Origin of the sequence: Psychrobacter phenylpyruvicus DSM 7000 = NBRC 102152, from assembly GCF_000685805.1 — a bacterium.
Classification (GTDB): domain Bacteria; phylum Pseudomonadota; class Gammaproteobacteria; order Pseudomonadales; family Moraxellaceae; genus Psychrobacter; species Psychrobacter phenylpyruvicus.
Genome location: NZ_JMKP01000003.1, coordinates 152,865 through 175,214, shown reverse-complemented (window position 1 = coordinate 175,214; position 22,350 = coordinate 152,865). Strand labels below are relative to the sequence as shown.

Annotated in this window: 18 protein-coding genes; 14 read left to right on the top strand and 4 right to left on the bottom strand. The window is 40.6% G+C overall.

The genetic code is table 11. The features are described from left to right. The 3 genes from G561_RS0102245 to G561_RS0102235 all read left to right on the top strand — a co-directional run. The coding region (locus G561_RS0102245; protein WP_028858109.1) for an IS66 family transposase at positions 1–323 on the top strand (323 nt) is incomplete at its 5' end. A gap of 77 nt (positions 324–400) precedes the next feature. Further along, the gene (locus tag G561_RS0102240; protein WP_028858108.1) at positions 401–2,362 is read left to right on the top strand and encodes a reprolysin-like metallopeptidase; all 1,962 of its coding nucleotides are present in this window, start codon (positions 401–403) and stop codon (positions 2,360–2,362) included. Positions 2,363–2,694: 332 nt separating this feature from the next. Continuing rightward, positions 2,695–3,264, top strand: coding sequence for an NADPH-dependent FMN reductase (locus tag G561_RS0102235; RefSeq protein ID WP_028858107.1), 570 nt, complete (start codon positions 2,695–2,697; stop codon positions 3,262–3,264). Positions 3,265–3,382: 118 nt separating this feature from the next. Here the strand turns inward: G561_RS0102235 and G561_RS0102230 are convergent, their stop codons facing one another. Further along, a complete protein-coding gene (locus tag G561_RS0102230) occupies positions 3,383–4,642 on the bottom strand; it encodes a DUF819 family protein (RefSeq protein ID WP_028858106.1) in 1,260 nt (419 codons plus the stop codon). 410 nt (positions 4,643–5,052) lie between these two features. Here G561_RS0102230 and G561_RS0102225 point away from each other — a divergent pair, with 410 nt between their 5' ends. From G561_RS0102225 to G561_RS0102180, 10 genes are all read left to right on the top strand, one after another. Next, the gene (locus G561_RS0102225; RefSeq protein WP_028858105.1) at positions 5,053–7,323 is read left to right on the top strand and encodes an ornithine decarboxylase; all 2,271 of its coding nucleotides are present in this window, start codon (positions 5,053–5,055) and stop codon (positions 7,321–7,323) included. A gap of 409 nt (positions 7,324–7,732) precedes the next feature. Further along, complete coding sequence (locus G561_RS0102220) at positions 7,733–9,196, top strand: NCS1 family nucleobase:cation symporter-1 (protein ID WP_115342966.1); 1,464 nt, start codon at positions 7,733–7,735, stop codon at positions 9,194–9,196. A 155-nt stretch (positions 9,197–9,351) separates the two neighbouring features. Beyond that, positions 9,352–10,359: an allantoinase PuuE gene (gene puuE / locus G561_RS0102215; protein WP_167667691.1), complete on the top strand. Its 1,008-nt coding sequence runs from the start codon at positions 9,352–9,354 to the stop codon at positions 10,357–10,359. 89 nt (positions 10,360–10,448) lie between these two features. Beyond that, entirely contained in the window at positions 10,449–11,540 is a 1,092-nt protein-coding gene (alc, locus tag G561_RS0102210) for an allantoicase (protein ID WP_028858102.1), read from the top strand. 21 nt (positions 11,541–11,561) lie between these two features. Continuing rightward, positions 11,562–12,077, top strand: a complete 516-nt coding sequence (locus tag G561_RS0102205; protein WP_028858101.1) for an ureidoglycolate lyase — start codon at positions 11,562–11,564, stop codon at positions 12,075–12,077. Positions 12,078–12,307: 230 nt separating this feature from the next. Beyond that, the gene (locus G561_RS13790) at positions 12,308–12,946 is read left to right on the top strand and encodes a hypothetical protein (RefSeq protein WP_037031490.1); all 639 of its coding nucleotides are present in this window, start codon (positions 12,308–12,310) and stop codon (positions 12,944–12,946) included. A gap of 216 nt (positions 12,947–13,162) precedes the next feature. Beyond that, the gene (locus G561_RS0102195; RefSeq protein WP_037031489.1) at positions 13,163–13,447 is read left to right on the top strand and encodes a Trp family transcriptional regulator; all 285 of its coding nucleotides are present in this window, start codon (positions 13,163–13,165) and stop codon (positions 13,445–13,447) included. 76 nt (positions 13,448–13,523) lie between these two features. Beyond that, positions 13,524–14,939, top strand: a complete 1,416-nt coding sequence (locus G561_RS0102190; RefSeq protein ID WP_028858099.1) for an anthranilate synthase component I family protein — start codon at positions 13,524–13,526, stop codon at positions 14,937–14,939. A gap of 58 nt (positions 14,940–14,997) precedes the next feature. Next, positions 14,998–15,651, top strand: coding sequence for an anthranilate synthase component II (locus G561_RS0102185; RefSeq protein ID WP_028858098.1), 654 nt, complete (start codon positions 14,998–15,000; stop codon positions 15,649–15,651). Positions 15,652–15,855: 204 nt separating this feature from the next. Then, the gene (locus tag G561_RS0102180) at positions 15,856–17,331 is read left to right on the top strand and encodes an L-serine ammonia-lyase (protein WP_028858097.1); all 1,476 of its coding nucleotides are present in this window, start codon (positions 15,856–15,858) and stop codon (positions 17,329–17,331) included. Positions 17,332–17,336: 5 nt separating this feature from the next. On the opposite strand, the gene G561_RS13785 is transcribed toward G561_RS0102180, so the two are convergent. The 3 genes from G561_RS13785 to yghU all read right to left on the bottom strand — a co-directional run bounded on the left by G561_RS13785 (position 17,337) and on the right by yghU (position 20,952). Then, complete coding sequence (locus tag G561_RS13785) at positions 17,337–17,984, bottom strand: DsbA family oxidoreductase (protein WP_037031506.1); 648 nt, start codon at positions 17,982–17,984, stop codon at positions 17,337–17,339. A gap of 174 nt (positions 17,985–18,158) precedes the next feature. After that, positions 18,159–19,712 (bottom strand): DEAD/DEAH box helicase CsdA, encoded by a 1,554-nt coding sequence (gene csdA, locus G561_RS0102170; RefSeq protein ID WP_028858096.1) that lies wholly within the window; start codon positions 19,710–19,712, stop codon positions 18,159–18,161. 391 nt (positions 19,713–20,103) lie between these two features. Next, positions 20,104–20,952 (bottom strand): glutathione-dependent disulfide-bond oxidoreductase, encoded by an 849-nt coding sequence (gene yghU, locus G561_RS0102165; RefSeq protein WP_037031487.1) that lies wholly within the window; start codon positions 20,950–20,952, stop codon positions 20,104–20,106. Positions 20,953–21,321: 369 nt separating this feature from the next. Here yghU and G561_RS0102160 point away from each other — a divergent pair, with 369 nt between their 5' ends. Continuing rightward, positions 21,322–22,149, top strand: a complete 828-nt coding sequence (locus tag G561_RS0102160) for an alpha/beta fold hydrolase (protein ID WP_028858094.1) — start codon at positions 21,322–21,324, stop codon at positions 22,147–22,149. Positions 22,150–22,350: the final 201 nt, after the last annotated feature.

The window sequence follows — 22,350 nt, the reverse complement described above, 5'->3', positions numbered from 1 at the left end:
AAAATGCCAGTATTAGTAAGGCGATGGATTATTGCCTGAAACGTTGGCAGGCGCTGACTCAGTATCTAGATGATGGCAGGCTGCCGATTGATAATAATTGGGCGGAGAATCAGATGCGTCCGTGGGCACTTGGGCGTAAAAACTGGTTGTTTGCCGGTTCGCTGCGAAGTGGGCAGCGTGCTGCGAATATTATGTCAATCATTCAGTCAGCTCGTTTAAATGGCTTGGATGTGTCTGCTTATTTGACAGACGTGCTAAGACGCCTGCCTACTCAAGAGGATCTGGATGAGTTGTTAGCTCATCGCTGGGTGCCACCGCAATAGGGGGTTGGTCGGATGCTTACATCATACAAACTGATGGCTCAATTCATCAGATTGATAGCAGCTCTATAACAGACTTATTGACCACTAATATAACGGGCACGGCAACTGGTACCGCTAAAGCAGGTGATAGTGTTGCAGTTGAAGTGGCAGGAATTACTTATCAAACCACTTTAAAAACTGATAAGAGCTTCTCTATAGACATTACGACAAATGACCTGATAAATATAAATGCGAGTAATGTTAAAGCAACATTAACGACCAAAGACTTAGCTGAAAATATCATAACGGTAAGCAATGAGACAAATTACTTAGCAGCCCCAACAAATGATGACTCTATGCTTAGTTGGACTGGTAAGTTATCAGACTATCAAGATCTACCCTACTTTATTCAAGTTTTGGACATTGAGACCTATCTATCTACCAATAATACTAACCATAATTTTGGTTATTTAGCGAATCACTATCACGGCAATGAGTCTGGAAGTCACTCTATTAACTATTATTTTGCAACAGCAGCTGAAGGTTCTGTATACAGTACTTCAAGAGGAGAGCTATTAAACCCTATTAACTATACCCAAACCAATAAAATAGCAGTTAATGAGGCTCTTGAAATTTTAGAGAGATATATAGACGTTGATTTTAATTTAGTTGGTAGTATGAGTGATGCAGATATTAGTTACTTTATGGCTGATATCAATGGTGGTGGTAATCTGGATAATAATGTTACTTATACAGCTGGGTATGCTAGTCACGGAGGCAATGTACATTTATCAGCAGAGTTTTATGGTGATAGCTCTAGTAGTTCAGGTTCACTTAATTCATTGGATGGATTTAGTACCATAGCTCATGAAACGATGCATACGATGGGGGCTAAGCACTCTTTCGAAGAGGGCCTAGGATCTTCTAAATTAAGTTCAGATATTGATAGTGCCGGCTTATCTTTAATGTCATATAACGATGATAATGACTTCCATGACCTCTATGATGTCCGTATATATGATCTTGCATATTTACAATATAGGTTTGGTGTAAATCCTGACCAAAGAGCAGGTGATGACATCTACACTTTTAAAACCTTTAATCAAGGTTCAGTTGATGGAGATATCTATATTTGGGATGGATCTGGTACAGATATATTTGATGCCTCTCAAGAACAACAAGGTGTCTATATAAACCTAACACCAGGTTCTAATATCTATAATAATATAGATAATATGAATCAAGAATTTTTTGCAGTACAAGGAGTGCTAGTTGATAGTGCCTTAAGCTACTTTCCTACCGAAATAGATGCAAATGAAAACTATATTATTGTCGAAAAAAAGGACGACTCTAACAATAGCTATAAGGTTTATAATGAAATCGAAACCGTTTATGACTTTACAGAAGGACACTCTTTTATAGGTTATGGAACTCAAATTGAAAACCTAAATGGCTCTGAATTTAACGACACACTTATTGGAAATAAAGCCGATAATGTGATCTATGGTGGTAAAGGTAACGATATATTTGTTATTGATGATATAAATGATACCGTTGTAGAACTAGCTGATGGTGGCATAGATAGTATTTTTACCTCCGTAGATTATGAGCTAGACTCTACCATTGAGAACTTAGTATTAATTGGCAATGCACTTCAAGGCATCGGTAATGAGCTTGATAATATCATTGAAGGTAATAATTTAGATAATACCTTAAATGGTAATAGTGGTAATGATATCTTACTCGGTGGTAGTGGAAATGACATGCTAACGGGTGGCGATGGCTCTGATATCTTCTTGTTTGATGTTATTTTGGATGGGTCGATTAGCGTCATAACTGATTTTAATAGTGGTGATGATGATATCATTCGATTAGATAGCACTATCTTTGATAGCTTAAATCCCAGCGATACAAGTAATATCAGCCAGTATATCGATTATGATGATACGACAGGTGAATTAAGCTATGATAGTGACGGTTCCGGTATCACAGACCCTATTCATTTTGTCACGATATCACAGGGATTAACGTTTGAAGAAAATTGGTTTAGCGTCGTTTAAGCTATAAGGCCTTTACATTACTAAACTAATTTTTTATCTTTAACTGCTTATATTTATCTACCACAAACACCTAAAATACCTACTGCAAGTAACAGACCCACTTAAATTAATTTTTAAGTGGGTTTTATTTCTTGGGGTGATTACCAATAACTATTTCAGCACTTACACCCATTTGCAGCACATCATTTTTAAACTAAATACTCTCTATTCATGCAATTTAATTGATAATGATTATTATTTGTATTAATTTATCATTTTTAAATAGTTAAGCTACTCAATCATCTATCTCACCATTTATTTATGGTTTAGAATTACAAAAATGGAAAAATAATATGAAAAAAATCAGTATTTTAGTAGGCAGCTTACGTCAAGGTTCGTATGCTCGCAAAATTGCTAAAAATGTTATTCCTATGTTCCCTAAAGACTATGATGTACAAATTGTAGAAATTGGTGATTTACCTTTATATAACTTTGATTATGATGATCCGGAAATGTCTGATTTTCCACTACCCCAGGCCTACACCGAGTTTCGTGAAACCATCAAGGCATCAGATGGTGTTTTATTTATCACTCCAGAGAATAACAGAAGTATTCCAGCTTGCTTAAAGAATGCGGTGGATATTGGCTCAAAACCAAACGCGGATGTAGCATGGACAAACAAACCTAATGGTATTATTAGTCATTCAGTCGGTAAAATGGGAGGGTATAGTAGTCAGAAAAACCTGCGTCTAGCCTTATCTTATTTTGATATGCCAAGCGTTGGACAACCAGAGGTATTTTTGGGTAATTCACCCACTTACTTTGATGAAAATGGCAAACTCAATGCCGAAAGAACCATCGACTTTTTGCAAAGTTATATCAATCGCTTTGTTAAGTTGGTAGAAGAAAAAAGCAAAGTTTAATATCAATTCTGCACTTTTATAAGCCATCAAAAAACTGTTCTTTATTTAGCTTATCACCCTTATCTAGACAGATATTATGTCTATCCAGATAATCGTCATAGTCGAGTAGAGAACACCCCTACCCAACTACCAAACGCATAAGCTGAGTACTAACATAACCGCCAATAGTACCCACAGCATAACCTAAGATACCTAAGAATACACCTACAGGCGCTAATGATGGGTGGAAAGCAGTTGCTACAATCGGCGCTGAGGAGGCGCCCCCAGTATTGGCATTAGAGCCCACTGCTAAGAAGAAGAACGGTGCACGAATTAGTCTGGCCACAATAAAGACGATCATTACATGAATACACATCCATAATAAGCCGATTAATAATAATCGCCACTGAGAGACTAGACCGTTTAAGTTAATTTGCATGCCAATGGCAGCGATAAGTATAAAGATAAATACCGTTCCCATTTTTGAGGCACCTATATGATCTAAGCGGCGTACTTTGGTAAAGGAGAAACCCACGCCAATTAAGGTGATGATAACCACCATCCAGAAGAAGGAGCTGGCAAAGCTGTATTGTACTGCCCAGCTATAAGGAGAGAAGAATTCGGCTATTTGTCCCCCAATGAAATGAGCCAAGCCCACCATGGCAAAACACAGACCAAACATAACCATTAAATCGTTTAAGGTTCCGGGTCGAGCATTTTCACGCTCATAACTTTCCACAGCTGCCACTACCTTCTCAATGCTACCGGTATCTGCTCGTAAAAATCTATCGATTTTATCACTGTGTTTGGCCATGACTAACAGTGCCAGTAGCCACAAAGAGGCATTGGTGGTGTCAACCAATATCATCATGCCAAATAAATCATCACTGACCCCAAACAGCTCCTTCATTGCTGCTTGGTTAGCAGCGCCACCGATCCAGCTACCGGCCACTGCAGAGAAGCCACGCCATAAGGTGTCGTCAGTAAACATCTCAGGGGATATCCATTTGGCGATACCCAAACTTATAGGACCACTAATGATAATGGCTATACTGGCTGCAAAAAACATGGCAACAGCTTTCCAGCCTAGCCCCAAAATTTTGGGCACATCCATTGATAAGGTCATTAGCAATAAGCTGGCGGGTAATAAGTACGTGGCGGTAAAACCGTAGATTTGGGTGCCAATGCCGTCAGCAAATACTCCTAAGCTGTTCAAAATTGCTGGAATAAAACAACACAGTACAATACCAGGTAATACGGCATAGAATCTCCGCCAGAACTTGCCAGGCAATCCTTGGGTGTAAAATACCAGTCCGATAATGGCCATGATAATACCAAAGGCTAAAGGAAGGCTATCAATAGCCAAGTTCTGAAAAGGTAAGTTCGATAAATCTGGCATCTGCTGACTCCAGCATGGCTATAGAGTGAATAAACAATGAACTAAAAAGCGGTCAGTATAATAAAGCGTTATATGACCTGCAACACAATACTGCACTTAGGCATTATGAATTGGTTAATTGTAGCTTTATCAACACTTACTGGTACTTATCCAAGATGTTGTGCGTTAAAGATAGTACTTATTATGAATAGTATGTATTCAGACCCGCCTAAGTTATAAAACCGGTACATACAGCAATCAATGGGTCAGATAATTGGCATAAAATAAGTAAAAAATTTGCTAACTGCTTTTTTATTCGGAATAATGGCAGGGTAATCCTTAAGACGGGTAATCATTCAAAATGCTGAATGATTTATCGATCTAAACAGGAATTAAATTGAAAGATCTTCGACTAGCTAAAGGAAAGTATAATGAAAATAGCCGTCAGCGATGGCATCGACTATGCACTTAACTGTAATTATAGACTAACTGAAGTTGAGGCAACTGATTTTACCAATATCGCCGCCATTGTAGTGACTATGGAAGATCTGCCTAAGGTGCATGCAGAAATTGAGGACTTGGGCTTCTCAATTCCTGTTTTTGTGGCTATTAAATATGGGGATAGTGTTCCTGATGAATGGCTACCACATGTTTATGGCGTGTTAGAGCTGGCTGATGATCAAAAATATTACAATGGCCAGTTGGTAAACGCCGCTGCCGCTCATTATATCGAGACTTTAGACCCGCCTTTTTTCCAAGCGCTGCGTGAATATACCGATTATGGTAATGCGGCGTTTGATTGTCCAGGGCATCAAGGTGGTCAATTCTTCCGTCGCCACCCTTCTGGTCGTCGTTTTTTCTTATATTTCGGCGAGAACTTATTTCGCTCTGACTCCTGTAATGCTGATGTGGGCCTAGGCGATCTTCTGATCCATGAAGGTCCTGCTTATCAAGCTCAGGCGCATGCGGCCAAAGTTTTCAATGCGGACAAAACTTACTTTGTGCTAAACGGCACTTCCTCTTCAAATAAGATAGCCATTGGTGCCTTGGTGGCCCATGATGACTTGGTGTTATTTGACCGCAACAACCATAAGTCAGTATATCAAGGGGCGCTATCTATGAGCGGTGGTACCGCGGTCTATTTGGAAACCGAGCGCAATGCTTATGGTTTAATCGGCGGGATCGCATCACACTGCTTTGATGAAGCTGAAATACGTGATCGTATCCGTGAAGTGGCTCCAGAGCGTGCTGATGCCAAGCGTCCGTTCCGTTTGGCAGTCATTCAGCTCGGCACTTACGATGGTACTATTTATAACGCACGTCAAGTGGTCGATAAAATAGGTCATCTATGCGACTATATTTTATTCGATAGTGCTTGGGTCGGTTATGAGCAGTTTATCCCTATGATGCGTGATTGCTCTCCTCTGCTACTTGATCTAACGCCAGATGATCCTGGTATTTTAGTAACTCAGTCAGTGCATAAGCAGCAGGCAGGCTTCTCGCAAGCATCACAAATCCACAAAAAAGACAATCACATCAGTGGGCAGGCACGTTATGTGAATCACAAACGCTTTAACAATGCGTTTATGATGCATGTGTCAACCAGTCCGTTTTACCCGTTGTTTGCCTCACTCGATGTCAATGCCAAGATGCATGAAGGCAAAGCCGGTCAGCGCATGTGGCATGAGTGTATTATTGGAGGTATTGAAGCCCGTAAGATGCTGCTTGATACCTGCAGCTTAATCAAACCTTTTGTGCCGCCAACTATTGATGGTAAGCCTTGGCAGGACTATGATACCGAGCAAATTGCTAATGACATCCGCTTCTTTGAATTCAAAGCTGGCGAGCGCTGGCATGACTTTGAGCAGTATGAAGATAAGCAGTACTTTATTGATCCTTGTAAGCTGTTATTAACCACACCAGGGATTAATATGGAAACCGGTGAATATGAAGAAACTGGTATACCAGCCCCATTACTGGCTCATTATCTGCGTGAAAGTTCAGTGATACCGGAGAAAGCTGACTTAAACTCTATCCTATTCTTATTGACCCCAGCCGAGACATTGGCGAAGTTCCAACACCTTGTGGCACGCATTGTACGCTTTGAGGCTCACATCAAGGCCAATAGCTTGGTTAGTGAAGTATTGCCTTCATTGGCAAAGTCCTATCCTCAGTACCGCAAGCTAGGTATCAAGGAGCTGTGTCAGCGCTTGCATAGTTTTTATGCTAAGCACAAGCTAAACCTATTGCAGCAACAGATGTTTAAAAGACAGTATCGTCCTAAATTTGCGATGCGAGCCTTTGATGCGCATAACGCTTTTGTCCGTAATGATATTGAACTGGTGCCGTTATCGCACATTGAAGGCCGTATTGCGATGGAGGGGGCATTACCCTACCCGCCTGGCGTATACTGTATCGTTCCTGGTGAGGTTTGGGGCGGTGCCGTCTTAGACTACTTCTTAGCCCTTGAAGAAGGCGTAAATTCGCTTCCAGGCTTTGAGCCAGAAGTACAAGGAGTGTACTGGGAGTATGATGCAAATGGCCGTAAGCGTGCTTGGGCCTATGTGCTAAAAGATGAGTCTAAGCCTAGTTTAGAGTCACAGTTTAAGGCCCATGAAGCGCCTAAAGATTCAGACGCTGAGCCAGATAGTGACGTATTTTTAAATAAACAAGAGGCTCTGACTCCCTTCGGTCATATCTAATTGATTTAAATAAAAATATATTGATATAAAGCTTCTTATTTATAGCAAAAGAGCAATCCAATTGGGTTGCTCTTTTTTTATAGCTGGTTATTAATTACATTTTTTTTGAAATAAAAAATTGTTTTTAAATAAATATTTAGCTCTAAATATCAGCTTTAAGCACACCTATATTAAAAATACTCTCAACTATTATATAAGTATAACTATATACTAAGTAATTGGAGAGTAATTATTCATCTTAGCTTTCATATTAAATAGCACTACAAATCACCACAGCAAATAAGTTGAATGCCTTAACTGATACTTATGGTCCTAACTAACATTTATAGTTCTAACTAAATAAAGGATGAAACAGTTGCCAGTCTAGTTATCTAAATTCATGACGTACCAAAATCAAAAGGAAGTTGATATGCTGCCTGACAAAGAATTGAAAATTAAAAATACCAATTCGAGGCTATATAACGAAGACTTAGCCCCTACATTGGAAACAAAACGTAATTGGGGATGGTTTGAGATATTTAATGTATGGTCAAATGATGTACAAAGTCTTTTTGGTTATACCTTAGCCGCTTCATTATTTCTTACTTATGGGCTAAGTGGCTGGTCGGTGATGGCTGCAATTATGTTAGCAGGGGTTATCGTCATGTTTATGGTCAATCTAACGGGCCGACCTGGTGTTAAATATGGCATTCCTTTTCCGGTAGTTATCAGAGCAAGCATGGGCGTTAATGGCGCCAACTTACCTGCAGTAATGCGAGCCATAATTGGTATATTTTGGTATGGGGTACAAACTTACTTTGCCTCAACCGCGGTTGCTATTTTATTAACCCTAATAATGGGTGAATCATCCAGTACCTTCTTGGGATTATCTGCCACTGCCTGGCTAGCATTTTCAATCGTTTGGGTATTCCAATTAATGCTATTTTGGGCAGGTATTGAGCCTATTAAAGTCTTTCTAAATTGGGCAGGACCTTTGGTCTATGTGGTAATGCTGATATTGATGGGGGTTGTTTGGTACACTGCAGGTGCGGACTTAATGCCGGCTATCAGCACCATATTTAGTGAAAATAATGAATATCCGGGCACTAAAGTTGATGCCTTCACTGCTATTGTTGGTACCATGATTGCTTATTTCTCTGCTGTAGTCATTAATTTTGGTGACTTTTCTCGCTTTGTAAAAAGTGAAAAACAAATGAAAATTGGTAATTTGCTAGGATTACCTCTAAATATGGTATTCTTCTCATTTATTGCCCTAGTTATTACAGCCGGTACCTTAGTTTTATATGGTCAGCCGTTAACCAACCCATCAGATATTGTCGCACGTGTTGATGCATTACCCTTAACCATTGTGTCTGCTCTGACCTTTTTTGCAGCTACCGTCGGCATTAATATGGTCGCCAACTTTATCCCTCCGGCTTATGATTTAGCCAATCTTTTTCCAAAGTATATTAGCTTTAGAATAGGGGGTGTTATCACAGCGGTCATTGCCTTCTTTATCGGTGGTTTGTGGTTATCATTCATTAGCAAAGTCGGCATAGTAGGGTTTGTCAACATAATTGGTTCCATCATTGCGCCATTTTTTGGTATTCTAGTGGTGGATTATTACTTGATTAAAAAACAACAATTAGATATCCAGGCCTTATTTGATGCCTCTCCTTCAGGAAGATATTACTATCAGAATGGATGGAACATACGAGGTGTAATTGCCTTTGTATTAGCAGGTATGGTTTCCTTAATAATCTCATTACAACCCTCTTTAACTGCCCTTGAAGGCTTTGGGTTTATAATAGGTGCTTCTCTTGGTGGTCTAGTGTATTGGTTATTAATGCGCAAGCAAGAAGCTGATACCCTTGTTGAAGTCCCTGTAGTCTGAACACTCAATCATCCAAACTAGTTTAGTTGCAAAGTTTTTGGTTATCTCTATAGCAAAAGGTGAGGGCTTAATGAATTAAGCTCTCACCTTTGTTTGTATTTTTTATTGATTTTATAATAACAATATTCACCAATAATAAGCTTGAGAATAAAATTATGACGCTCAGTACTTTTAAGCATATCAATGTTATTGACAATATGAACGACTATCCTCGTGACTTAAAAGGTTATGCTAATAATCCTCCAGATCCAAAATGGCCGGGTGGAGCTAAGATTGCGGTACAGTTTGTATTGAATGTTGAAGAAGGCGCCGAAAATAATGTCATTCATGGCGACGCTCAATCAGAAAAGTTTCTCTCTGACATTTTAGGCACCCCTGCCTTTGATAACCGTCACCAATCCATTGAATCCGCCTTTGAATACGGTAGCCGAGTTGGGGTCTGGAGGGTATTAGATGCTTTTAAAGAATATAACTACCCTATCACCACCTTCGTATGTGCGGCAGCCGCAATGCGTACTCCACACATTATAGATCGTATTATTGATGATAATCATGAGATTGCCAGTCATGGTTTACGCTGGATTAATTATCAAAATATGTACCGTGAAACAGAACGAGAGCATATCCAGCAGGCAACTGAAATATTCAAAAAGATGCTAGGTTATCAGCCTACAGGCTGGTACACCGGGCGTGACAGTCCCAACACCCGTGAATTAGTGGTTGAGAACGGTGGTTATAGTTATGATAGCGACTCTTATGCTGATGAATTGCCTTATTGGCTCAATGTAAAGACTCAGCAAGACACTAAAATCATCAGAAAACCGCACTTAGTCATACCCTACTCTCTTGAAACCAATGACATGCGCTTTGCTTCAAGTCCAGGTTATACCAATTCAGAGCCTTTTTATCAGTATCTAAAAGACAGCTTTGACACCTTGTATGCAGAAGGTGAGATTAAGAATGGTACTCAAGTTCCTAAAATGTTATCAATAGGACTGCATTGTCGAATGATTGGAAGAGCTGGGAGGATAGTCGCTCTAAAAAAATTCTTAAAGTACATTAGTGAAAAGCCTGATGTGTGGGTATGTCGCCGCGACGAGATTGCCAAGCATTGGTATCAAAATCATCCAGTCACTGCTAATAATATTGCAAACTGGATGTAAATAAGCACAAGGTTATGGATCCAAGTTTGGACTAGACCCAAATACTTTAACTCGATAAATTTAGCTCTAATTTAAAAGGCGAAAATCACATGTCATTAACTACTATTGAACCTGGAAAAATAATTCTTGCTGACAATCTACCAGAAACTCTGCCGGAATTTGTAAAACAAACCAACGTCGCAGACCCCCGTCTAGGTGCCAAAGCTTTATTTGCCACAGATGACTTTTTTGCACCAAAAGAGCGTTTATTAAGTCATGAGCCTCCAGTGTTTGTGGTCGGTAAATTTGATGACAATGGCAAATGGATGGATGGATGGGAGACTCGCCGCAGACGCGGATTTGGTCATGACTATTGCATTATACAGTTGGCTCGCCCAACCCGCATCGCTGGTATTGATATAGATACCAGTCATTTTATTGGTAATTACCCACCTTCTGCCAGTATTGAAGCTGTTTATGCTCCTGAACTTATGAGCGAGGATGACACAGTAATTGCTGCGCGCAGCCAACAAGACTGGGATAATATGGCATGGCATAATCTGGTTGGCATGACCCCTTTAAAAGGCAACTCACATGAATTTATAACGATAGATGAATCTAAATCTGCCGTTACCGTGACTCACTTACGTTTGAATATCTATCCAGATGGTGGAATCGCAAGACTCAGAGTTTATGGCCATATCCAAATAGATGGCAATGAGTATACTGATGACACTATAGATATGGTTGCGGCTGTTAATGGCGGGCGAGCTATAGCCTGTAATGATGCTCACTTTGGCGCAGTAGAGAACTTATTATTACCTAATAAAGCGCCCAACATGGGGGAAGGTTGGGAAACCAGACGCCGACGCGAACCCGGCAATGATTGGTGTATAATTGCACTGGGAAGCGCTGGGATTGCTGAGGCTATCGAAATTGATACCAGCCACTTTAAAGGCAACTATCCGGACAAAGTATCGGTACAAGCTGCCTATGCCCCAACTTTAACTGACTCTACATTGGTTACCCAAAGTATGTTTTGGGAGACGTTATTAGAACCTCAAAAGACCATTGCTCATCATGTCCATGTTTTTGATGATCTAAATATTAAACAACCGATAACCCATATAAGGGTCAATATTTATCCTGATGGCGGTATTAGCCGAGTACGCTTGTATGGTAAGTTTTGTAAGAAGTTATAACCGTCATCTATAGGTAAGCTTATGAGTATTACATTGGTTGCTACACCTTTAACTAAAGCAGCATTTGCAGCTTTTGGTACGGTTATTGAGCCTTTTAATGATACTGAAAAAACAGCGCTGAACTGCTACGACATTAATAATGGTTATGCCACTCGCCACCATGCGATAGCTAAGGCTGATATTGAGGGTGGCGAGGTCGGCATGAGTATATTCATTGCCAAACCCAGAAGTATGCCAATCGAATTAAGTGTCATGGAGTATCACCCTCTCGGTACTCAAGCTTTCTTCTCAATGCAAGGTGAGGATTATATTGTTGTCGTTGCAGCTGCTGGCAAGCCTCCTCAATCGGCTGCTGATCTGTCGGTATTTTATGCCAAATCTGACCAAGGTATTCAATACAATACAGGTGTTTGGCACCATCCCCTATTGGCACTAAACAAAACCAGTGCTTTTTTGGTGGTAGATAGAGTTAACGGAGAAGGTAACAATTGTACTGAGATTGATATTAGTGACTGGAAGGTGCAAGTTGTTGTTTGATTATGAGCTACAAATATCTATAATCTTGCAACCAAACCTGATTTACAAATTGAGCTCTAGCCTTACCAAAGTTTGGTAAACGCTTAATCAAATAGCAATATTTATTTTAGAGAATAAAAAGCCTAGAAAATAATGGCCTTAAAATATTATTGTTTTAATAAAAATAAGGCCTGCCATACTTCGGCTGTATTTATTTGGCTGTATTTAAATCCACAAATTGCGAGCGATAAATGAAATTAATATCAAAAATTTCTGGTTTAGGCTTAACAGTAATGTTTTTGTCTTTAACAGGTTGTGCGACACAGCAGGGTCTTGAATCCTCTACTCAAAACAAAGCTTCCACCATCAGTAGCAGTCAAAGTAAAGATAAAGCAGGGTATAAAAATAAAGCAAACCCTACTGCCGTTCAGCCTCAAAAGAAAACTTTTTTCTTTTCGCCTGATGAAATTAAAGACATTAGCTCAGCCTTTAAATCTGGTAGTTGCGATTTGAGTAATTTGAGCCGCCAAAGTCAAAAGTATGGTTTGGAGGATACCTGGGTTAACTTATATGACAGGACCCCAAAGCCATTATCTGAGCTTAACAAGCAAGAAAAGTGCTTTTTGGCACAAAGCAATGAGTTATACGCTTACAGTGATGAGTTCTATGACGAATCGTCAGAAAGCCTAAACGAAACTTGGTATAAGGGCAATATCCCAAGTAATGCTAAAGTGGCGACCATGCGTTATTTGACTCCCGTTGCATTAATTCCTAAGTGCAATCCTGACCTAGGTCGTCCTGTTATCATTGATTATGAAAAAGATGAGCAAGGTAAAGTGGTACGCACCATCTTGGTAAATGAAGACTTTGACTTTAGTTGTGTCAACTAACGGTTATAGTGAGTTTATAAAAATTAACTCGTTTTAAAAAGCAGCCTAAGGGTTGCTTTTTTATGCGCTAAATTAATTAAAAGCAGAGTCAAATTTAAGGTTTACATCGAAGTTCTAGTGTACTAGAATACTGATACAAGCTGTGAGACTTAATAGTTGTCTTTAATGCTAATCTGATTATGTTTAATAAACCAGCTAACAATGACGCCATACCCTATGACTAATAATACTAATGATGCCTATCAAAGCCTAGTACAGCATCTCACCGAGCTAACCGATAGCCAGGAGATAGATGCCATATTAGCAGCCTTACTAACTGATAAAGAGCTACAAGACATTGCCAACCGAGTGCGAATCTTCGATCTATTACAGCAAGGAGTCACTCAGCGCGCTATCTCTCAGCAGCTTGGAGTTGGCATTGCCACAGTATCTCGAGGCGCCAAAGCCTTGCAAAGACAAGAAGAGGCGATTAATAAGTTATTACAAGTACATAGAAGATAAAGATACACTCTTACTTCTTTGACCCTTATGGCCTACCTTTTTAATCCCTAATTTATTTTACCATTGGAATTTATTTATGAGTCAAGAACCTGGTTACCCCTCACCAAAAATGATTGATATCCCCAGCAAGCCTATACGTATTAAGCTAACCGAAGATATTGATTTTTTTGAATTATTTAAGCGCATAGAGTCAGAGTTCGAAACCTGTTATTTGCTTGAGTCTTTAGGGGCTGAAGGCCATATGTCACGTCATCACGCGATTGGCTTCTCACCAGTAATGACCATTGCTGCCACTAATCGCAATACATTATCAATAACAGACAACTTAACTGGAGAGGTCCACAATTATCAGACAGACAATCCTTATCAGTTATTACGAGAGATAACACCTCAGCATGTATTGGCTCGTGATCAAACGGGCGGGCTGGTTGGCTACTTGGGTTATGATAGTGTTAACTTCTTTGAGCCTAGCTTAAATGCCAAATCCAGTGAGCACTTTGAGGCATTCAAATTTGGGGTTTATCTGGATGGCCTTACCTTGGATAAAATGACTGGCGAGATCTTCTATTTTTATTATCCTACTGAGCAACAGCAAAACCGCATCGATAAGGTGAAATCCCTACTGCAGACGGCTGTACCAGAATATACCAATCCGTCAGTAGAGTTTATAGGTGATGGTATGAGTAAGGAGCAGCATGCCCAAGCGGTTATGCGGGTTAAAGAAGACATCATCGCTGGCCGCATATTCCAATGTGAAGTGGGCTTCAAATCCAAGTATAAAATTAGTGGCGATCACATCCCTATTTATCAAAAGTTAAGAGAGGTCAATCCTTCACCGCACATGTACTTTATGAAATTTGGTGCCCAGCGTATTATTGGCGCTTCACCTGAGTTGTTATTTCGTTTACGCCAGGGGGAGATGGAAACCTATCCGCTGGCAGGAACTGCCAAAAGAGGCAAAGATGAGGTAGAAGACCGTCAATTGGCTCGTGCCCTACTTAATGATGCCAAAGAAATCGCTGAGCACAATATGCTCGTTGATTTGCACAGAAATGATATTGGCCGTGTCGCCCGTTTTGGTACCGTAAAAGTAAGAAATTTGATGGACATCAAACGCTACTCTCATGTACAGCACATCTCATCTGAGATTGTGGGTGTTTTGCACCCTGATGAGGATATGTTTAGCGCTTTGGCAAGTAACTTCCCTGCAGGCACGTTATCTGGTGCGCCGAAGATTGAAGCCATCAAGATTATCAATGAGCTTGAGCCAGATGGTCGCGGTGCTTATGGCGGTGCTTTGGGCTCATTTAACTTTAATGGTGACTGTATCTTTGCTATCCCAATTCGCAGTCTATTTATCAATGGCGAAGAGGCTTATGCCCAAACTTGTGGCGGCAATGTCTATGATTCAAACCCTGAAGATGAGTATCTGGAGATTCAGCGTAAACTATCGGCTATGAAAGTGGTGTTAGATAGCTTTATTAATGCTTAGCCATTAATACTTAGTCACTGCAAATCATCCTCTATCACAACAATATTCAAGGTCTGTCATGAACGTTTTAATTATAGATAACTACGATTCTTTTACCTTTAACTTATATCAATACGTGGGAGAAATCCTACAAACTAAACTTAGTCAACAGTATAGCAACAGTAAGGTCACTGTTAAACGCAACGACGAAATTACCCTAGAGCAAGTTAAGCAACAAGGCTATGATCGCATCATCATCTCGCCTGGCCCGGGATCTCCGGATGATCCAGCTTATTTTGGGGTGTGTGCAGAGGTGATTAGGGAGCTGGGTCCGACGACACCATTATTAGGCGTATGCCTAGGCATGCAAGGCATTGCTCATGTATTTGGTGGTGATGTGGTGCGTGCTGGCGTGCCAATGCATGGCAAGACCTCCCCGATTCGTCATGATGAGCAAGGCGTGTATCAAGGCCTGCCTCAAAATATTGAAATTATGCGTTATCACTCATTAATGGTAAAAGCAGACACCTTACCGCAGTGTCTCACCGTAACTTCTGTGGTAGCCAATGAAGCTTATGCTGATCAAGATTTAATGGTGAGTGTTAACAATGGTGAGGAGATCATGGGCATTCGTCACACTCAGTATCCTATTCAGGGAGTGCAGTTCCACCCTGAATCATTTGCCACCGAAGGTGCTAAACGCCTGCTATCAAACTTCTTATTACAGGTATAACACCGATTAAGGTAGTCAAAAAAGCCCAGTTAATGCAAATAACTGGGTTTTTTAATTAATACAGCTCCTAAGATCATGTTTGATAGATCATAAAAAGATAAGTGTTTACCAAATTTTATTATTATAACCACCAACTTTTAGTTATAATTATCCAGTAAATTTGTATAGATAAATTAATAAAATAAAGTAAGGTATATACCCCTAATGATCAGTTTATTTGATATGTTCAAAATTGGCATTGGCCCCTCAAGCTCACACACTATGGGGCCTATGGTTGCTGCTGGCAAATTTATAGATGAATTGCAGCAGCAATACACCCTAGCTGATATTGAACGTATTCAAATTGATCTCTATGGCTCGTTGGCTTCTACCGGAAAAGGCCATGCTACTGATACCGCTTGTATCTTAGGTCTATTAGGATTTAAAGCAGATAAAATTGATACCAATAAAGTTGATGAATATCTTGCCCCTGTGCTAAACAAAAAGTTATTGAATTTCGCCGGTGATAAGCTTATCTCTTTTAACTATGACACAGATATTGTTTGGCATCCGCAGACCACCTTGCCTCATCACCCAAATGGATTGAGCTTTAGTGCTTATAGTAACGGTAGTATCGTTATTACCAAAAACTATTATTCTATTGGTGGCGGCTTTGTGGCTACTGAAGATGAATACAGCTCAGAAGACACTGAGACAAGTAATAATGAAGCAGATAGCGTCGCTATTACTAGCGATAGCAATGTGCCCTATCCTTTTCGTAATGGTAATGAGCTATTGGCCCAATGCCAACGACATAACTTGAGCATCAGTGACGTGATGATGGCCAATGAGCTGTCTTTGCGAGATGAGACGACAATAAATCAATATTTAGACGAAGTTTGGGAAGTGATGCAGCAATGTGTGAAAAATGGCTGCAAAGGAGAAGGTGTCTTACCTGGCGGATTAAAGGTAAAACGCCGTGCCAAAGACATGTATCGTCAGCTGTTAGATGAGCTACAAAGTCCAAAAAAGAGCAGCGATAAGTTGATGGCCATGGACTGGGTAGATTTATTTGCTTTAGCAGTCAATGAAGAGAATGCCAATGGCGGGCGTGTGGTGACTGCGCCTACTAATGGAGCGGCTGGCATTATCCCTGCTGTACTACACTACTACCGTGATTTTGTACCTCACTACCGTCAACAAGGAGTTCGTGAGTTCCTACTAACTGCGGCTGCTATTGGCACCATAATCAAGCAGAACGCTTCAATATCTGGAGCTGAAGTAGGTTGTCAGGGAGAGGTTGGCTCGGCTTGCTCAATGGCAGCCGCCGGCTTGGCACACGTTATGGGTCTTAGTCCTGCCCAGTGTACCAATGCCGCAGAGATTGGTATTGAACACAATTTAGGACTGACTTGTGACCCGATCGGCGGTCTGGTCCAAGTGCCCTGTATTGAGCGTAATGCAATGGGTGCGGTAAAGGCTATTAATGCCGCTCGATTGGCAAGCCGCGGCGATGGCGAGCATCATGTTTCTCTTGATAAAGCCATCGCTACTATGAAAGCTACTGGCGCGGATATGATGGATAAATATAAAGAGACCGCCATGGGCGGGCTAGCCGTCCATGCTTATAATCCTGAACAGTATGCTGAGGGTAGCCGCATTGAGGTGGTTGAAATCGGTGTGGGCTATCCACAATGTTAAATTAACTACTCGTTATAAATCTGCCTGAGCGCATTTTCAAAATCCTGTTGAGACATAGCCCCCGGTATCGCATAAGTATCATTAATCACAAAGTAAGGCACACCACGTACTCCTAGTCGCATGGCCTCATCTTGATCAGCAATCACTTCTTCTCTAAATTGATCGCTATCAAGCAAAGCTGTTACATCCTTATCTAATCCAATATTTTTAGCAATAGCAGTGAGCACCTCGCGATTTGCTAGCTCTTTTTGGTCAATGAAATAAGCTTTATAAATGGCTTTCTTCAATTTATCGGCAAGTTCTGGCACATTCTGCTGTGCATACTTGGTCAAGCGATGCGCATCCATAGTGTTGGTAAACAAAGTATCGGCATAGTCAAAGCCTATACCCTCTTCTGTTGCTAGCTGTGAGATTTTTTGTAGTTGTTCGCCGGCTTGCTCGTGGCTAATGCCGTATTTTTTGGCAAAGCGCTCTTGAGTTGGACCACTAGACGTAAGTGGCGCATTAGGATCTAGTTGAAAGGCTTTTAATTCAATTTCGACGCTATCGGTTAGCTCATTTTGTGACTGCAATTTGGCAATAGCTTTGTCTAACCTGACCTCACCGATATAACAATAAGGGCAAGCAAAATCCGACCAATAGGTAATTTTCATCTTCATTCTCCACTCTTTTTTTTAATACTAATACAGCATAGCACAGTGTAAAGACTATCAAATTAGTGCGCTACCCGCTTTATTAAAGCTCAAGCATAAAGTCTTAAGCATAAAAAAGACCAACCCTAATCAGGGCTGGTCTCTTTTTAACTAATTAGCTTTTTGAGCTATTAATTAGCCATTGTTGCTACGACGAGCTGGACGACCTTCGCTTGAACGAGCCGCTCCACTACGACGTTGCCCTGCTGGCTTAGCAGCGACTGCGCCTGGCTTGCCACCGCCGCCGAAGCGACGACCTGAAGGTTTACCACCTGGACGACCTGCGCCGTTACCACGTCTTTCGCCACCAGCATTGTCATTAGACTTGCCACGGTAGCCTCCGCCACCATTAGCACCACGACGGTTGCCCGCACCTGGACCACCACGGCGATTACCACCACGACCACGTTTGGCTGCTGCGCCTACGTGCATGTCTTTGGTGTTTTTCTTAGGTTCCATACCCTCGATTTCTTCCACTGACATAGTGCGCTTCAAATAACGGTTGATGGCATCAAGTTGTGGACGGTCATCAATGCTACAAATATTGATAGCAATACCGGTACGGCCGGCACGACCACTACGACCGATGCGATGCACGTAATCTTCAGTTTGACGTGGAAGGTCATAGTTAAATACGTGAGTGATACCACTTACGTCAATACCACGAGCAGCTACGTCAGTCGCTACTAAGATAGTGATTTTGCCCGCTTTCACATCATTGATGATACGAGTACGCTTGGCTTGTGGTAAGTCACCATGCAAGAAGCTGGCTTTGTGACCTTGTTCTTTTAGACTCTTTGCTAGAGTTTCACAGCTACGCTTAGTGGCCGCAAAGATAATGGCTTGATTGACATCTTTTTGAGTTAATAGGTTGTCTAAAATACGGTTTTTGTGATTGAAGTCATCAGCATAATATACTGACTCATCGATGTGCTTGGTTTCAGCTTTGATCGCAATGCGTTCAGGGTTGTTGGTGAAGCTAGCAGCGATTTTGCCGACTGGGCCATCCCAAGTTGCTGAACACATAATAGTTTGGCGGCTCTTAGGCGCAGCTTGCATTACTTTTTCGATATCATCAGCGAAGCCCATGTCTAACATACGATCTGCTTCATCAAGAATTAGGATGTCTAATTCAGATAAATCAATGCGACCTGAGTTCATATGGTCAATGAAACGACCTGGGGTAGCGATAATAACCTGTACACCTTTGTTAAGGGCACGAATCTGACCACCGTAAGGAGCACCGCCCACTAAAGGTACGCTAAAGATATTGCGAGTTTTTGAGCTGTATTGACGAACGCTATCACTTACTTGGTTAGCAAGTTCACGTGTTGGGGTCAAAATTACCGTATGCACAACTTTATTAGTTGCTTTGTCACGAATAATTTTATCAAGCATTGGTAGTACGAATGCAGCAGTTTTACCACTACCCGTTTGCGCAGACAATAATAAATCACGACCGGCTAATGCTGGTGGGATTGATTGTGCTTGAATAGGGGTTGGGTGCTCATAGCCACTTGAAGTTAGCGCAGAAAGAAGTTCTGGAGCCAAATCAAGGTCAACAAAAGTAATCTGATCTTCAGTTTCTACATTGGTGTTTGGGTGGGTCTTGTCGTTTAAATCTTGGGTAGTTACGATACCGTCTACTTCGTTTGCGGCATTGTCTAAAAGAGCGTCTAAATTTGACATAAATGTGTGTCCATTAAGTTACTGCCACTATTAATTCGGCCAATGCTGAGGGCCAGTAGCGAACAGTTAAAGTTTTGTAGGTACAACACAGATAAGCGTAAATTAAGAAGTACATCCGATGTACAAGTTAAGAACGTATTTTGATGGTTGTTACCGGTGAATCGTTAGCGTCAATATCTTCTAATGTTAATAGTTTATTAGAGAGGTTATTGCAAAGGCTAACAGCAAAATCATCGGCAACAATTATAAAAGGTGTCTTCTCCAGACGACAATTGCGGGCGATGTTATCAATCAGCAAGCGCGTAGTATAGCACAACCAATTTAAATAGGTAGATTATTTAAAAATTAATTAAACCACCTACCTATCTTATTGATAAAATAGCTATTTAATCTAGTTGATAGGTTTTAGCTCTAATTCTACCGCCCTTTTCACTGCTGGTCTGGCAGCAATTTGTTTTGCCCAACGTTGTACGTTGCTGTAGCTTGAAGCGTCTAAGAATTCTGCTCCATTTTCATAAAGTTGGTCCAGTACAAGCTGACCGTACCAAGCCCAAATGATCATATCAGCAATAGTGTATCGCTCTTCCCCATCGCCAATCATATACTCTGAGTTGGCCAAGTGTTTATCTAACACATCCAGCTGACGCTTGGTTTCCATAGTAAATCGGTCAATAGGATATTGCATCGGGTAAGGGGCATAGCTAAAGAAATGACCAAAGCCGCCGCCGACATAAGGGGCACTACCCATCTGCCACATTACCCAGCTTAAGCAAACCGCTCGTTTATGAGCATTGTCGGTAGCTAGAGGAATAAACTTAGCAAACTTCTCAGCTAAGTACATCATAATCGCCCCTGACTCAAAGATATGCACAGGGCCCTCTTCATCTGAGTAATCCACTAAAGCAGGAATCTTAGAGTTAGGGTTAATGGTCACAAATTCTGAGCCAAACTGATCACCTTCCATAATATCTATTTTGAAGGCATCGTATTTTGCACCCTCAACCCCCAGCTCAGCTAATTCCTCTAGCAGGATGTTAATCTTCACACCATTAGGGGTATTTAATGAGTATAACTGTAGCGGATTATCGCCTTTGGGTAGTTTTTGTTTATGACGAGCACCAGCGGTAGGTTTATTAGTACCAGCAAACTTACCACCATTACCCTCTACCGGCTGCCAAACTTTTGGTGGAGTGTAATCGTTGTTATTAGGGGTGTCGTTATTGATAGTATCTTGTGTCATAGCAATTCCATTGGTTTATTTAATAATTAGGTCGTCTTTATTAAGCGATATTTATTAGTTTTTATCTTAGTTAATTAATTCAAGTTCATTAATATTAATTAATTTAGTGACCATTATATAGGCTTAGCTAAGCCAGTTGAGTATCAGTCTATTAACAAAGGGTGTGAATGAGTAAGCCTATTTATTATGTGGGCGCATCAGGTTATGAGTGGATATAGATTATCGGCATAAGAGTTGCTATCCTGACAAATTATCAATCTATAAAACCATGATAAAAGCAGTTATTAGCCAACCTGCATTATGCAAAATAGGTCTATATCTCTTTGAGAATCCATCTCTGCACAACATTATGATTAGGGACAATCTTTTATGAGCAGCTTTGACTTTACAACCAAAAAACAAACCTATCCTGTCAAAACCCATGTCAATAGACCCAGTGACAGTCAAAAAAACAACCTTAATATTACCTTGGTACTAATGACTGCCATTGGGGTGCCACATAGGAAGTATGGCACGCTTATTAATGGGCTAACCCAAAAAGGCTTTAGCGTAGTAAGTGCAGACTATCCCTGCTGTGGAGAAAACTTACCACCTATTAAGCGTGGTATAGATTATGGTTATAGAGACTTAGTAACAGACTTTGTGCCGAAACTGATTGACGCTGCCAAGCAAGCCACCCCTGATAACAAAATAATTTTATTTGGTCATAGCCTTGGGGCCCATATTGCAACTCTATACTCTGCCACAACTGACTTTCCGATGATTGGAGTTGCGACAGGTAATATTCATTATAAGAACTGGAAAGGTTTAGGGCAACTCAACATATTAGCCGCCATTGCAGCGTTTGAATTGCTTATTCGAGTTTATGGCTATTTACCAGGCTATAAGATTGGGTTTGGTCATAAAGAAGCCAAAACCTTGATGAAAGACTGGCTGCACATTGCCAAAACAGGTCGCTATGACTTTATGAAACAGTCATTAAATACAGGTCTGGGACATGGCTTGTTTATTAACATTGTTGGCGATGATTATGCCCCTTACCAATCCACCAAAGGACTATCTGACTTGTGCAGCGTATCACGGTTAAATAAAGTAGAAATTGATCCTACATTGAAAGGTAATCCACATAGTATTTGGCTAAAGTCACCCGATGCGATCATAGAAGAGGTGTATAAAAACCTAGATTTTTTTGATTAATATGTTTGGTTTATCAATTTGGCTAACTAAGCTTAACAGCAATTGGCTTACTAACCTTAACACTAAATAGTATTAACCCTAAATAGTAACTGCCATCTTCATGATATTATAGATGGCAGTTTTTTATTACTTACGCTTTTTTATTACTTACGTTTTAATGACGTTCTCATTAATCATAGCTTATTTAGTTACACCATTTAA

Excerpts from the sequence above, each read along its gene's own strand:
- G561_RS0102235 (WP_028858107.1), top strand. The coding sequence starts at position 2,695 with ATGAAAAAAATCAGTATTTTAGTAGGCAGCTTACGTCAAGGTTCGTAT.
- G561_RS0102230 (WP_028858106.1), bottom strand. The coding sequence starts at position 4,642 with ATGCCAGATTTATCGAACTTACCTTTTCAGAACTTGGCTATTGATAGC.
- G561_RS0102225 (WP_028858105.1), top strand. The coding sequence starts at position 5,053 with ATGAAAATAGCCGTCAGCGATGGCATCGACTATGCACTTAACTGTAAT.
- G561_RS0102220 (WP_115342966.1), top strand. The coding sequence starts at position 7,733 with ATGCTGCCTGACAAAGAATTGAAAATTAAAAATACCAATTCGAGGCTA.
- puuE (WP_167667691.1), top strand. The coding sequence starts at position 9,352 with ATGACGCTCAGTACTTTTAAGCATATCAATGTTATTGACAATATGAAC.
- alc (WP_028858102.1), top strand. The coding sequence starts at position 10,449 with ATGTCATTAACTACTATTGAACCTGGAAAAATAATTCTTGCTGACAAT.
- G561_RS0102205 (WP_028858101.1), top strand. The coding sequence starts at position 11,562 with ATGAGTATTACATTGGTTGCTACACCTTTAACTAAAGCAGCATTTGCA.
- G561_RS13790 (WP_037031490.1), top strand. The coding sequence starts at position 12,308 with ATGAAATTAATATCAAAAATTTCTGGTTTAGGCTTAACAGTAATGTTT.
- G561_RS0102195 (WP_037031489.1), top strand. The coding sequence starts at position 13,163 with ATGACTAATAATACTAATGATGCCTATCAAAGCCTAGTACAGCATCTC.
- G561_RS0102190 (WP_028858099.1), top strand. The coding sequence starts at position 13,524 with ATGAGTCAAGAACCTGGTTACCCCTCACCAAAAATGATTGATATCCCC.
- G561_RS0102185 (WP_028858098.1), top strand. The coding sequence starts at position 14,998 with ATGAACGTTTTAATTATAGATAACTACGATTCTTTTACCTTTAACTTA.
- G561_RS0102180 (WP_028858097.1), top strand. The coding sequence starts at position 15,856 with ATGATCAGTTTATTTGATATGTTCAAAATTGGCATTGGCCCCTCAAGC.
- G561_RS13785 (WP_037031506.1), bottom strand. The coding sequence starts at position 17,984 with ATGAAAATTACCTATTGGTCGGATTTTGCTTGCCCTTATTGTTATATC.
- csdA (WP_028858096.1), bottom strand. The coding sequence starts at position 19,712 with ATGTCAAATTTAGACGCTCTTTTAGACAATGCCGCAAACGAAGTAGAC.
- yghU (WP_037031487.1), bottom strand. The coding sequence starts at position 20,952 with ATGACACAAGATACTATCAATAACGACACCCCTAATAACAACGATTAC.
- G561_RS0102160 (WP_028858094.1), top strand. The coding sequence starts at position 21,322 with ATGAGCAGCTTTGACTTTACAACCAAAAAACAAACCTATCCTGTCAAA.